This window comes from Methylobacterium sp. CM6241, from assembly GCF_054817845.1.
On record NZ_CM139246.1, the window covers coordinates 3,858,892 to 3,872,074 of the forward strand.

9 protein-coding genes are annotated in these 13,183 nt (G+C 65.5%); 2 read left to right on the top strand and 7 right to left on the bottom strand.

What is annotated here, in order from left to right; genetic code table 11:
* Nucleotides 1–120: 120 nt before the first annotated feature.
* Nucleotides 121–1,689 (top strand): glycosyltransferase family 61 protein, encoded by a 1,569-nt coding sequence (locus tag ACYQR9_RS18150; protein ID WP_461227606.1) that lies wholly within the window; start codon nt 121–123, stop codon nt 1,687–1,689.
* Nucleotides 1,690–2,027: 338 nt separating this feature from the next.
* Nucleotides 2,028–4,112: a hypothetical protein gene (locus ACYQR9_RS18155; RefSeq protein ID WP_461227607.1), complete on the top strand. Its 2,085-nt coding sequence runs from the start codon at nt 2,028–2,030 to the stop codon at nt 4,110–4,112.
* Nucleotides 4,113–4,177: 65 nt separating this feature from the next.
* Here ACYQR9_RS18155 and ACYQR9_RS18160 read toward each other — a convergent pair whose 3' ends face one another.
* The 7 genes from ACYQR9_RS18160 to ACYQR9_RS18190 form a co-directional block, all read right to left on the bottom strand.
* Entirely contained in the window at nt 4,178–5,491 is a 1,314-nt protein-coding gene (locus tag ACYQR9_RS18160; protein ID WP_246747906.1) for a PAS domain-containing protein, read from the bottom strand.
* A 199-nt stretch (nt 5,492–5,690) separates the two neighbouring features.
* Nucleotides 5,691–6,947, bottom strand: a complete 1,257-nt coding sequence (locus ACYQR9_RS18165; protein ID WP_207411964.1) for a Zn-dependent hydrolase — start codon at nt 6,945–6,947, stop codon at nt 5,691–5,693.
* 145 nt (nt 6,948–7,092) lie between these two features.
* Nucleotides 7,093–8,115 (bottom strand): ABC transporter ATP-binding protein, encoded by a 1,023-nt coding sequence (locus tag ACYQR9_RS18170; RefSeq protein WP_461227608.1) that lies wholly within the window; start codon nt 8,113–8,115, stop codon nt 7,093–7,095.
* A 58-nt stretch (nt 8,116–8,173) separates the two neighbouring features.
* Nucleotides 8,174–9,232, bottom strand: a complete 1,059-nt coding sequence (locus tag ACYQR9_RS18175; RefSeq protein WP_207411962.1) for an ABC transporter ATP-binding protein — start codon at nt 9,230–9,232, stop codon at nt 8,174–8,176.
* On the bottom strand, nt 9,229–10,158 hold the full coding sequence (locus tag ACYQR9_RS18180) for an ABC transporter permease (protein WP_207411961.1): 930 nt from the start codon (nt 10,156–10,158) through the stop codon (nt 9,229–9,231). Before ACYQR9_RS18180 ends, ACYQR9_RS18175 begins: the two co-directional genes overlap by 4 nt.
* Nucleotides 10,158–11,111 (bottom strand): ABC transporter permease, encoded by a 954-nt coding sequence (locus tag ACYQR9_RS18185; RefSeq protein WP_018043405.1) that lies wholly within the window; start codon nt 11,109–11,111, stop codon nt 10,158–10,160. The genes ACYQR9_RS18180 and ACYQR9_RS18185 overlap by 1 nt, the downstream gene beginning before the upstream one ends.
* Before the next feature lie 232 nt (nt 11,112–11,343).
* Complete coding sequence (locus ACYQR9_RS18190; protein ID WP_461227609.1) at nt 11,344–12,957, bottom strand: ABC transporter substrate-binding protein; 1,614 nt, start codon at nt 12,955–12,957, stop codon at nt 11,344–11,346.
* Nucleotides 12,958–13,183: the final 226 nt, after the last annotated feature.

The following is a 13,183-nucleotide window of genomic DNA, read 5'->3' on the forward strand; positions in this document are numbered from 1 at the left end:
AACTGGATTGACATGGGAGCGTCTGTCCGGCGATCCCCTCCCGCGAGACCCCGGTCTTTTCCTTCTTCAACCTGAAGAGGCGGTGCCGTAGTTCAACGACAAAGGATGTGATCGATCGCTATGTTTCGGCCCGTCATGGAAAGCGGTCGTCATCTGCTGAGACGCGTCTGGCGTTGGACCGTCCTCGGAGGACGTGGGTTCAAGTACCGGGATTTCGAGGCGGCTTTCGAACGCGGCGATTGGACGACGATCCTGACCTGGGCGCGTAAGGCGAACCGGCTCAAGAACAGCCCCGCGATGATGGGCATGTTCATTCGCGCCGCCGGTGAGATGCGGGACGTGGAGGCGCTTCGTTGGGCCGAGAAGGAGTCCCTTCGTGCGGAATGGCCGAAGCGAGACCGTTATGCGGTGAGCCAGAGGTTCCTGCTGATCGGCGAGGCGTCGTCCGCCTGGGCGGTCTTCATGGCCGACGCATCGGTGATGGCCGAGCCGCGATTTGCGCAGCAGGCGAAATCGTTTCTCCCCCATACAAAGGATCCGGCCCTGCGGTCCGAGATCAAGGCGGCCATGGCGAAGGCCAGCCCCCCTGCTCCCGGTGCCACGGCCAGCGCCGCAATGGCGATGTCGACCGCGATTCGTTTTCCGTTCTCCGGGTCCGGGCGACAGGTTCAGGGCACCGTCGAGATCGTGTCGAGCGAGCGCACCCCGCCGCGACACGCGGTGCGGATCGCGGCCGATATCGAGAGTTTCCGACAAAAGGCCGCCCGGGCGAAGCCGCCCGAAATCATCGAACACCGGGATGTGTTCGTGGACCGGAACGGCCAGATCTGGAAGGAAGACGGCAGCGTCGTCGTCTCGAAGGGGGCTCCCATCCCTCGCCTGTCACGCGAGGACGCCCCCCGTATCACGACGGGTTTCTTCGCCATCAAGGCCACACGCGGCATCTATCATTGGCTGGTGGACCGCCTTCCGCTCTTCTCCTGGATGCTCGAGGACGGGGCGCCGGTGGCGGCAATCCTCCTCAGCGACCAGGCCCCTTCCTTCGAGAGGGAGACGCTGCAATTGGCCGGCCTCTCCCACGCGGTGGTCGGTGTGGGGGAAGCGGTCTTCGTGAAGCGATTGCTGATCGCCCGCAGCGGCATGCAGGGCTTCACCTATTGGGACCAGGTGGCGCCGGTCATCGAACGGGTGAAGCAGGCCGCCAGGGCCATCGCCGCTCGGGAGATGGTGAGTGCTTGCGACGCGATCTACATTTCTCGCCGCGACTCGGGCCGGCGCGTCATGAGGAACGAGGCCGAACTCGAGGCGCAGATCGCGAAGCGAGGATACGCGGGCATCACCCTCGGAACCATGCCGCTGTGGCAGCAGGTTTTCACCGTATCGTCGGCGACGCGGATCGTCGCTCCCCATGGTGCGGGCTTGGCGCATATCCTCTTCGCGCAACCGGGAGCGCAGATTACAGAGATGGTGCCGGTGCAGGACGGCACCTACTTCCTGCGTCTGAACTTCGCCCGGCTCAGCCTCGTGATGGGACACCACTATCGAGGCTGGTTGGAGCCGCATCTCGGCGCCATGGACAGCTGGACCGTGGATACGCCGGCCTTTCTCGATTTTCTCGATGGAGGGATGAGCGGTACGGGCCTCTCGGCCCTGGCGCATCCCGTCGGCGACCGTTCCCGGGGAATATGACAGGGCCGATAGCGACGGGAAAACGAGCGGATCACGTGATTGTTGGACATGAGCCGACAATCGATGGACCTCATTCCGGCCATGTCGTTGCAGCAGGACCGTCGATCGTGACAAACACGCCGGATCGACGTCAGGGCCGGGATTGGGGTTTGGTTCGCCAAGGAAGGTCAGGCGGGGAAATTCGGCTCGGTCTCTGTCGACGCATGCTGGATGAAGGCAGGATGTTGCTTCCTCGCGTGACGCGGTTTTAGATTTCGGGTTGGGAGATCGGGATTGAGCGCGCGACCGGCGACACGTGCGGTGAAACGGTGCCTATCGCTCTCCGTACGAGATGTTTCATGCTGATCTTGGAGAACGTCTGGCTCAGGTCGCTTCAGTCGCGGTCGCACGCGGTTCTGTGCGGCCTCACCGGGGTCATCCCAACGAACCGTCGTGTCGGGATTCTCTGCGCTTCAAAGATCGAGCGCCGTGCTTTCAGCGACCTCATCATGGGGGTGCGGGCGCCCGCCATCGGCAAAGTCCGACGCGAGGCGGAGATTTCGAGCCCCGTCGGCCGTATGGCGGGAATCGTGGTGCAACACACGTTGAGGCGGAACTGCGTATTCGCCGCCAAGATGCACCGGATCGAGCCGACGAGCCTTATCAAGTTCGTCGCGTTCGTGGCCAATATCGACGCTTTCATGGACGTGCCCTACAAGCAGGTGCCTCCCGACATCGCCCTCTCCTTCCGGTATGCCCTGTCTTATGGGCTGCCCTACGAGACGTATTTCGTCGACGGGGACATTATTCCGCAGACGGCCGAGTTCACCGACCGTTTCGCCAGCGTTGTTAAGCAGCGCTCGGCCGCGAGCGGCTTCATCGTCATCTCGTCGAACGTCAAGCTGGTGCGAGAATTCTGCGACATCGTCGGCGTGGTGCAGAGCGACAAGATCGTCCTCTACTCTAACGCTCAGCGGGCCATCCACGAATACATGAGGCTAGTCGACCTCAATAAGCCCGACGTCGATGCCGCAGAGACTTTGCTGGCACGGATCCGTCGCGCTCTGAAGCTTGAGGATTGGCCGATGGTGGCCTCCATCGCCGCGTCCGAGATGGAGGGTGATCCGGACAGTACAACGGCGATCTGGCTGTATGGGGAACTCGCCCTGTCGCGCGGAGAGCGTCGACGTGGCATCGACTTGATCCTACGTGCCTGTCAGGCCAACCCCTCTTTCGAGGAGCCGTGGAAGGCGTTGGCGCGAATCGCCGAAGACGAACAGGACGAGGAGCGGCTCAAGCTCCTGGCCAGCGTGATGATGACCAACGGTAAAGGCCGGATCAAGCGGATAGCCGCCAAGATTATCGAGCAGACCGGCACCGACGAAGCGGCCGTCGAAGCATGGCGTCAGGTCGCGGTGGCGGCTCAGGGTGATGTGAACATCCAGATCGAGGCCGGAGACCGCCTACTCCGCGCGGGAGCGGGGGAGGATGCGGCACGGATCTTCGAGGCAGCCTTTGCGGCCGATCCGACCAATGGACGCATCTTGGTGATGCTCTACCGCAGCGAACTGCTGTTCTCCGACAACGAGCGTTTGGCCGATCTGGTGGTTCTCATGATGACGGTCTGCCCGGAAGAGATCGAACGGGCGATCCGCCTCGCCCAGCGGGCGCGCCGTTTGGAGGCGAAGCTGATCGACGAGAATGGCGCGCCTACCCTACTGGAAGCGCAGGTCGAGGAAGCGCTTCCGGTGCGGATCCGGCGCGCCATGAAACTGCAGGATGTCGCTGCCATGGCCGAGATCGCCGAGGCTGAGTTCCGGCGGGACGCGGACAGCGCCACAGGCATATGGCTCTTCGGCGAAATCGCCCTCATCAAGGGGGACCGCGAGCGCGGTGGCGACCTGATCCTACGCGCGTGCCAGACGGATGCGGAGTTGGAGGAGCCTTGGAAGACTCTCGGCCGTCTCGCCGAGGAAGAGAAGAACGAGGATCGGCTCAGCTCTTACATCTCCGTGCTGATGACGAACAATCAGGGCAGGGTTCGACGGCTGGCTGCCAAGGCGCTCGAATCGACGGGGGACGAGGAATCCATCCTGGCCGCGTGGCGTGCCGTCGCTCATGTGTCGGGTGGGGATCTCGGCCTGATGATGGAAGCCGGTGATCGGCTGTTCCGCTACGGTGCCGCCAGCGAGGCATCTCAGGTCCTGTCACGGGCGCTTCATATCGACCCACGGAACGGACGCGTGCTGATGCTGCTCTATCGCTGCGAACTCGCCTTTGCCGATGACGAGCGCATGATGGCATTGGCGGATCAGATCAACGAGGCCTCCCCTGCCGAGCTCGATCGCGCGATCCGTCTCGCCTCGAATGCGCGCAGGGGGGAACTCGGCAAGCGGCTGAAGCAACGATTCAGCCAGCCCGCCCCCAGCGACGCGAGTGCCTGAGCAATGCAGTCTCGACGCCATGTCGGTGGAACTGACACACAGATCAGACTCGACGAGGCCCAGCCTTACGCCTCACGCACGCCGGGTTTGTGCCCTGGATCGAAGGTGAAGACGACGCCGGCCTGTTCGAGAACCTGACGCACCGCCTGGATCGTGTCGCGTCGCGGCCGGATCGTGGCGTCGGGGTCTTCGATCCGCACAATGGTCGAAACCGAAACGCTCGCGCGTCGCGCCAATTCGTCCTTCGACAGGCCGGTCATCCCGCGGGCGGCCCGAACCTGTGCGGACGTGATCTCCCCGCCGCTGCGACCGATATCGCTTGCGGGGCCGCGTACTTCCGTTGTCGACGAAGCTGCCTGGAATCGGCTCTGTCCTGGGACGCTCAGGCACACGCCGACCCATTCCTTCACTGAGCCGTCTCGGTTCATGATCGGCACGCCACGGGCGTTGAACCAGCGATAGATCCCGTCGACGCAAAGGATCCGATAGTCGGTGTTATAGGCCGTGTCGTGGCTGAGGGCCGTGCGCCAGGCGAAGTTCGTACGCTCCCTGTCGTTGGAATGAAGCACGTCGAGCCAGCCAAGCCCCTGGAACTGCTCGTGTCGCTGTCCGGTGAGCTCTTCCCATAGCGGCATGTCGATCGACTTGCCGTCGGGGCTGACGATCCAGACCACGGCGGCGGTAGCCGAGAGCAGGGCCTTGAAGCGATCGTATCCTTGTTCGGCGGAATGTTTCGCGTCGTACTGGTCGGTCACATCCTCGACGACGCCGATGGCTTGGCTCGGGCGATTGCCGGGGCCATGCACAACCTCCGCATGGCTGGCAATCCAACGCAGTGTCTGGTCCGGCCGGATGATGCGGAACTCACGCTTGAGAGGCCGGCCATTGCGGAGAACGGTCAGCATGTCCGTATGCGCGGCCCGGTCATCGGGATGCATCATGGCCTCGACGACGCCGAAGCTCAGGGCGACGGAGGGGGGCAGGCCGAGAACGCGGTGAAGCCCGATCGAACCATGAATGCCGAGTTCTTCGAGATCGGCCGACCAGAAAGCAATATCCGTGGCGTTGTCCATGAGCTTCAGCAGGCGGCGAGACGGGACACGGCGCGATGCGCCATCCGACCGTCCGGATGGATCCATCGGCGACCGTGGCGACATGCTACTTTCTCCTCGGCCAATATGCCGCCTTACAGGAATGAATTTGTTCCAGGATATGCTTGGAGAATATGTCGTTGCGTGTTTTTTGCGCGCAACACAACCCAATGAAGAGGGGATAAAGGGATTTTCCTGTAGTTGCTTTTGTGGGGACTCGTCGCATTCACATAGATTGTCTCTGTCATGCATCTCCCTCACTTCGCCGCGGTCTTCCGGCTGCGCCATGAAGGGGCTGTATGCGAGGCCACAACCGGCCCCGCCCCGCACCTCGGCAGCGCAAAGCATCATATTGCATGCCTGTCGCTGCGAGAGAGGGAGATGGTCGATTCACTGAGCTCGACGCCGGATAGGCCGGAGCGTGCGTTCCAGCGGACATGTGTGGCGTCGCGGCCGAACCTCGCCGACCAGCCCGGACGAATCCGATTCAGCCAGCCCGAACCGGTGAATTGGCCAGGGTGAGAAGAGTCTGGAGCAGAACATCGGCGCCAGCGGTGCAATCGCCCTGGGTCGCCGATTCCGCTTCGTTGTGGCTGATCCCGTCGCGGCAGGGCACGAAGATCATGGCGGTTGGAGCAAGTGCGGCGATGTTGCAGGCATCGTGGCCGGCGCCCGAGACCATGCGGCGATGGCTGAAGCCCAATCCCTTGGTCGCCGCCTCGACGGCGCCCACCACTCTGGCATCGAACGGCACCGGCTCCTTGCGCCAGATCCGGGTCAGCTCGATGGTGAGCTTGCGCCGACCGGCGATGGCGTCGAGTTCCGTTCGCAATTCGCTTTCGACCGCGTCGAGGGTTTCGGCTTTCGGGTCGCGCACATCGAGGGTGAAGCGGATGCGGCCGGGGATGACGTTGCGCGATGGCGCGCCGATCGCCGCCTCGCCGATCGTCGCCACCGCCGTGGGACCGTGGGCATGGGCGATCCGCTCGACGGCCAGTGCGATCTCGGCGAAGCCGTTGAGGGCGTCGCGCCGGCGCAGCATCGGCGTCGTGCCGGCATGGCTCTCGAAACCCGTCACCACGCCGTCGAACCAGGCGATCCCCTGCCCGCCCTCGACCACGCCGATGGTGGTCTCCTCGGCCTCCAGGATCGGACCCTGCTCGATATGCAGTTCTACGAAAGCGCCAATCCTGCGCTCGCCCACCGGCTCGTCTCCGCGATAGCCGATGGCCTCCAGCGCCTGCCTCACCTCGATGCCGGCGGCATCGCGACGGGAATGGATGTCCTCCACCGTGAACTCGCCCGCATAGGCGGCGGACGCCATCATGGCGGGCGCGTAGCGCGAGCCCTCCTCGTTGGTCCAGTTGACCAGGAGCAGGGGCGCCTCGGTCTCGATGCCGGCATCGTTGAGGGCGCGCATGACCTCCAAGCCTGCCAGGGTGCCGAGGATGCCGTCGAACTTGCCCCCCGTGGGCTGTGTGTCGAGATGCGAGCCGCAGGCGACGGGCAGGCGCGTCATGTCGCGTCCGCGCCGCAGGGCGAATTGCGTACCCAGCGCGTCGACACCCACTTCGAGGCCCGCCGCCTCGCAGGCATCCCGGAACCAGTCCCGGACCTGGCCATCCTCCTGCGATAGGGTCAGCCGGTTGATTCCGCCGGCGGGGGTGGCGCCGAACCGGGCGGTCTCCATGATCGTGGACCACAGGCGCGCGCCGTCGACGCGGAGATTGTGGGTCGTGCTCATATGCCTATCCGTTGTCTCGGTTCAGTCGCTGCGGAATGGGGGCGGTTCTTCAACCTTCAACCTCAGTCCAAGGTGCCGCGCGAAGGGGCCTCGAAAAACGTCCGTGCTTCGCTTCGGCACTTCAGGGCGAGGTCGTGGGAGGGGGCTACGCGTCCGCCAACTCCGCCTGTTGAGCCTGGAAGCCGTGCGCCGCCTCGTCGCTCTTCCAGCAGGCGGCGCGATGCCCCGGTCCGGCCTCGACCACCGGTGGGTCGCCCACGCGGCAGCGTTCCTCTGCAAGGAAGCAGCGCGGTGCGAAGGGGCAGCCCGGCTGGCGGTTGGCGAGGTCGGGCGGGCTTCCCGGGATGGTCTGGAGCCGCGAGCCCTTGGCGAGCGCCCCGTCGGCGCGACTGCGTAGCAGGCCGATCGTGTAGGGATGATGCGGGTTCAGCACCACCTGCCGGGCCGAGCCCTCCTCCACGATGCGGCCGGCATACATGACCGCGATCCGGTCGGCGACCTCGACGGCGGCACCGAGATCATGGGTGACGAAGAGAGTAGCGAGCCCGAGTTCCGCCTGCAGGTCGCGCAGGAGAAGCAGGATCTGGATCTGCACCGTGGCGTCGAGGGCCGTGGTCGGTTCGTCGGCGAGGAGGACCTTCGGGTTGCAGGCGAGGGCAAGAGCGATCATCGCGCGCTGGCGCATGCCCCCCGACATCTCGTGCGGATAGGCGTCGAGTCGCCGCTCCGGGCTCGGGATGCGCACCCGTTCGAACTGTTGAAGCGCGCGAGCCCGTGCTTCGGACGCGCCGATTCCCTCGTGCTGGCGGATCGCCTCCATGATCTGGCGGCCCACCGTATAGACCGGATCGAGGGCCAGCAGCGGCTCTTGGAAGATCATCGCGACTTCGCGGCCGCGCAATGCCGTCAGGTCGCGCTTGCCCATGGCCATCACGTCGCGGCCGGCGACGAGGATGCGGCCTTCGATCGCCGTCTTGCGCTCGGGGTTGAGGCGCATGATCGCGCGCAGGGTCACGCTCTTGCCCGATCCCGACTCGCCGATGAGGGCGATGGCCTGGCCTCGGCCGAGGGTGAGATCGACCCCATCGACCGCGCGGACCTTGCCGCCGAAGGTGACCTTCAGGCCCTGGATTTCGACGGCGGGTTCCTTGCCAACCGCTCGGGTCATCGGTCGCATCTCGGGTTCGGCGCGAATCGGGGCGTGCCTTGGTGGCGAAGGACCGTGCTCATGCGGCCACCGACAGGGCGGGCGCCGCCGAATGGCCGGATCCCGGCTGGCGGGCGAGGCAGGCGACGCGGTGGACGGGGTCGACCGGGGCGAGGGGCGGAACATGGCTCCGGCAGACATTCTCCACGAGACTGCAGCGCGGGTTGAAGCGGCATCCCGGCGGCGGGTCGATGGGATTGGGCGGGTCTCCGGCCAGCGGCGCCACGGTGGTGCGGTTGTCGGGGTCCATCGAGGGCATCGAGGACAGGAGCGCCTTGGTATAGGGATGGGCGGGGTCGGCCAGCACGGTATCGGCCGGGCCGATCTCCACCACCTGTCCGAGATACATCACCGCCACCCGGTCGCAGATGAAGCGGACGACGTTGAGGTCGTGGCTGATGAACAGGTAGGTGAGGTCGAATTCCTGCTTGAGGTCCATCAGCAGGTTCAGAACCTGCGCCTCCACCGACTTGTCGAGGGCCGAGACCGCCTCGTCGAGGACCACCAATCGCGGCTCCAGTGCCAGGGCGCGGGCGATGTTCACGCGCTGGCGCTGGCCGCCGGAGAGCTCGTGCGGATAGCGGGCGGCGAAACGCGCCGGCTCCAGGCCGACGCGGGCGAGCAGGCTGCGCGCCCGCTCGATGGCCTGGCGCTTGGGCACGCCGTGGACCCGTGGCCCGAAGGCGATGGACCCCTCGATGGTCATGCGCGGGTTGAGCGAGGAGTAGCTGTCCTGGAACACCATCTGGGCCTGGGCGCGGAACTCGCGCAGGGGCAGGGCCCGGCTGCCGATACGCTCGCCATCGAACAGCATCTCGCCCTTGTCGTGCTGGGTCAGGCCCATGATGAGGCGGGCGGTGCTGGACTTGCCGCAGCCGGATTCGCCGACGACCCCCAGGGTCTCGCCCTTCTTGATATCGAAATCGACGCCGTCCACGGCGCGCACGACGGCCTTCTTGCCGCCGATCCCCTTCTTGACCGGGAAATGCTTCACCAGTCCCTCGACGGTGAGGAGCGGCTGGCCCGGGCCGCCCCGGTCGCGGGAGGAGAGCCGGCTCGATGCGATGGGCGTGCTCATGACTTCACTTCCATTGCCGAACGCAGGCCGTCCGAGAACAGGTTGAACGAGATCGAGACGATGAAGATCGCGAGGCCGGGCAGCGCCGCGACCATTGGGTTCACGTAGATCGCCGTGCGCAGGGTGTTGAGCATCAGGCCCCATTCGGGCTCCGGCGGCTTCACGCCGAGGCCGAGGAAGGAGAGGCCCGAGGCCAGGATCATCGATACGCTGATGAGGCTGGTGGAGTAGACGAAGATCGGTCCGAGTACGTTGCCGAGCACCTGCGCGCGCAGGATCGTCAGAGTCGAGGCGCCGGATAGGCGGGCGGCATCGACGTAATCGCGTGAGCGGATCTGCGTCGTCACGCTCTCGGCCACGCGGGCGATCTGGGGTGTGAACACGCAGGTCAGCGAGACGATGGAATTGAACACGCCCGCTCCCAACGCACCCGAGAGCGCGATGGCCAGAAGCACCGAGGGGAAGGCGAAGAACACGTCGACGGTGCGCATGAGCACGGTATTGAGCCAGCCGCCGACATAGCCGGCGAGGATGCCGATGCTGGAACCGAGGAGGAAGGCGAGGATCACCGGCGTGACGCCGATGAACAGAGAGAGGCGCCCACCCAGCATCAGGCGGCTCAGCATGTCGCGCCCGAGCTCGTCCGAGCCGAGAATGTATGTGGCGTCGCCGACGGGTTTCAGCCGCCGCACCATCGAGCCGCGATACGGATCCATGGGCGTGATCCAGGGTGACAGCAACGCGATGGCGACGATGGCGACGATGACGAAGGCCGCTGTCATCGCCACGGGATCGCGCAGGAGCTTGGCCAGCACGTTGCCCCAGAAGCCGCGCGAGGCGACGAAGGCTTCCGGCGTCGAGGTGAGCGGGGGCGCCCCGCCGGCGATGTCGATGGCCGATACGGCCGGACTGGTTCCGAGTGCCATCAGCCCCTCTCGATGCGCGGGTCGAGCGCCGTCTGCACGACGTCGACGATGAGGTTGAGGGCGACGAAGAACATCGCCAGGACGAGGATGGCGCCCTGCAGCAGCGGCAGGTCGCGCTGGAAGATCGCGGCGTTGAGGAGGAAGCCGGTGCCGGGCCAGGCGAACACCGTCTCGATCAGGATCGAGCCGCCGAGCAGGTAGCCGAGCTGCAGCCCCATGATCGCGAGAGCGGTGGGAGCGGCGTTCTTCACCACATGCTTGAACACGCCGAACTCGGAGAGGCCCTTTGCCCTAAGCGCCCCGACGAAATCCTGGGAGAGGATGTCGCCCACCAGCGCCCGGACGGTGCGGGCGATGACGCCCATCGGGATCACCGACATCGTGATGGCGGGCAGGATGATGTAGCGCAGGTGCTCGAGATCCGGCTTCCAGTTGCCCGATCCGTCGGGGCCGGCGCCGGTGGAGGGCAGCCAGCCGAGCTGAGCCGAGAACACGATCACCAGGACCATGCCGAGCCAGTAATGCGGCACGCTCACACCGAAGACCGAGATGGCGGAGGCCGCCCGGTCGAGGACGGAATCGCGGAAATAGCCGGCGACGAAACCGAACAGGCAGCCGAAGGTGAAGCCGATCAGGGTCGCCACGGAGGCGAGGATCAGGCTGTTGACGACCGCGCGACCGACCTCGCTCAAGACCGGCCTGCCGGTGGCGATGGACGTGCCGAGATCGCCGTGGAGCACCTTCCACAGCCACAGGGCGTACTGGACCGGCAGCGGCTTGTCGTAGCCGTAGGCGATCCGCATGGCGTCGATCGTCTCCTGGGTGGCGTCCACCGGCAGGATGGAGCTGAGGGGATCGCCGTCCGCCAGATGTACCAGCGAGAAGCAGACGATGCTGACCCCGAGCGCCACCGGGGTGACGGTGAGGAGGCGGCGGAGGATGAAGCTCAGCATGGCGCGGTCCCTCGTCTCCCTCCCCTCTCTGCGGGGGAGGGTGCCCCTCGCGTCAGCGAGGGTCGGGAGAGGGGAGCGCCGTATCCGGAGAGGTCGCCCCCTCTCCCGCCTGCTCCGCAGGCACCCTCCCCCGCACCACGTCGGGCCTGCCCGACTTGGCCAGCCAAGGACGAATCTCGGGCAAGCCTGAGATTCTTGGGGGGAGGGTTGGTGTGCATGGCGGCCCTCGTCATCACTTCCCCACGGTGATGGGCGAGAAGTCCTGGTACCAATTCTGGGCCTGGACGAAGCCCTTCACCTTCGAGCTCATGGCGCGCGGGTTGGTGTCGTGGGCGACCATGAGGAACAGCGCCTCGTTGACGTATTTCTCGTGGACCTTCTGCAGCACCTTGATCTGCTCGACGGGATCGAAGGTCGTCCGGATCTGGTCGAACAGCTTGTCCATCTCGGGGTCGCAGTAATGGCCCCAGTTCGTGCCGTTGGGGGCGGCGAGATTACATTGGAGATGGCGGATGAAGCCGGTGAAAGGGTCCTGGATGAAGTAGGAGAAGTTCATTCCCGTGGCGCCGCGCGACACGTCGGCCTTCGAGCCGGCCCGCCACAGGTTGATGAGCGCGTTCCACTCGACGACTTCGAAATTCACTTTAATTCCGATATCGGCGAGGTTCTGCTGGATCAGCTCGTTCATCGGCAGGGGTTGCATCTGGCCCGAGCCCGAGGGCGCGATCAGGATCTTGGTGACGATGGGCTTGTTCGGGCCGTAGCCGGCCTCGGCCAGGAGCTTCTTGGCCGCGTCGGGATCGTAGGTCGGCTTGAAGGTCGGGGAGCCGAACCAGGCGGAGCCCGGCGGCATGAATCCCTCGGCCGGGATCATCAGCCCGTTGAGCATCTCCTTCATGCCCTCGCGGTCCACGGCGAGGTTGGCGGCCTTGCGCACGCGGATGTCGTTCCACGGCGAGCCCTCGGCCCGCGACAGGTGCCAGGTCCAGTTATGCGGATAGGCATTGGTGACGATGCTGAACCCTGCCCCCTTGAGCGAGGCGACAGCGTCCGGCGGCGGGGCCTCGATCCAGTCGACCTGACCCGAGCGCAGGGCCGCCACGCGGGCATTCGCCTCCGGTAGGGGCACCAGGACCAGCTTGTCGAGCTTGGGAACCCGCGCCTTGTCCCAATACTCGGCGTTGGGTGCCATCTCAGCGCGTTCGCGCGGGGCGAACAGGGTCAGCTTCCACGGGCCGGTCCCCGACGGGGTCTTGGCGAAGGCGTCCCAGCTCTTGCCCAGCTTCTCCCACTGCGCCGGCGAGGACATCATGATCCAGGCGATCTGGTAGGGCAGCGTCGCGTCCGGCGCCTTGGTGGTGATCTCCACCGTCATCGGATCGACGACGCGGTAGCTGGCGACGCCGGGGATGCGCGAGCGCCCTTGCGCCGATTGGCGCGGGTCGAATTGCGGTGCGTCGTTCTTCAAGAGCTTGTCGAGATTCCACACCACCGATTCCGCGGTGAAGGGCGAGCCGTCGTGAAAGGTCACGCCGGGCCGCAATGTGAAGATCCACTTGGTCTTGTCGGTGGCGTCCACCGCCCAGGACGAGGCGAGGCCCGGGACGAGTTCCGAGGGCTTGGTGGCGCTCGACAGGTCCCAATTGATGAGGGCGTCGTAGACCGTGTAGCCGGTGAAGCGCATGCCTTCGCCGCCATTGTCGGCCTGACCCGTGGTGAGCGGAATGTCCGATGCGGTCATGCCGATCCGCAGCGTTCCCTGAGCCCAAGCCGCCGGCATCATGCCGCCGCTGGCCAGCGCCGCGGCCACGAGTCCAACGCGAAGACGTTTTGCCAAGGCTCTCATCGTGTTGTGCTTTTCCTCGAGGATCCACGTCCGGCAAGTTTGCCGGTCTCCGGTCCCCCCATGCAAAGCACCGGCCAGACTGGACTCCTTCCAGCTCACCGGGAGAAAAATGTATACGATTCATGTGAAAGCCCGCCGGGTCGGCATGCGCTGGATGCCGGCCCGGGTGGCGAGGCGGCCATCGAGGGTTTTGCGCCGCCGCGATCGGCTCTAAACCGCCCGTCTT

Coding starts and splice junctions, on each gene's coding strand:
- ACYQR9_RS18155 (WP_461227607.1), top strand. CDS start 2,028: ATGCTGATCTTGGAGAACGTCTGGCTCAGGTCGCTTCAGTCGCGGTCG.
- ACYQR9_RS18175 (WP_207411962.1), bottom strand. CDS start 9,232: ATGAGCACGCCCATCGCATCGAGCCGGCTCTCCTCCCGCGACCGGGGC.
- ACYQR9_RS18190 (WP_461227609.1), bottom strand. CDS start 12,957: ATGAGAGCCTTGGCAAAACGTCTTCGCGTTGGACTCGTGGCCGCGGCG.
- ACYQR9_RS18185 (WP_018043405.1), bottom strand. CDS start 11,111: ATGCTGAGCTTCATCCTCCGCCGCCTCCTCACCGTCACCCCGGTGGCG.
- ACYQR9_RS18150 (WP_461227606.1), top strand. CDS start 121: ATGTTTCGGCCCGTCATGGAAAGCGGTCGTCATCTGCTGAGACGCGTC.
- ACYQR9_RS18180 (WP_207411961.1), bottom strand. CDS start 10,158: ATGGCACTCGGAACCAGTCCGGCCGTATCGGCCATCGACATCGCCGGC.
- ACYQR9_RS18170 (WP_461227608.1), bottom strand. CDS start 8,115: ATGACCCGAGCGGTTGGCAAGGAACCCGCCGTCGAAATCCAGGGCCTG.
- ACYQR9_RS18160 (WP_246747906.1), bottom strand. CDS start 5,491: ATGGCGCAGCCGGAAGACCGCGGCGAAGTGAGGGAGATGCATGACAGA.
- ACYQR9_RS18165 (WP_207411964.1), bottom strand. CDS start 6,947: ATGAGCACGACCCACAATCTCCGCGTCGACGGCGCGCGCCTGTGGTCC.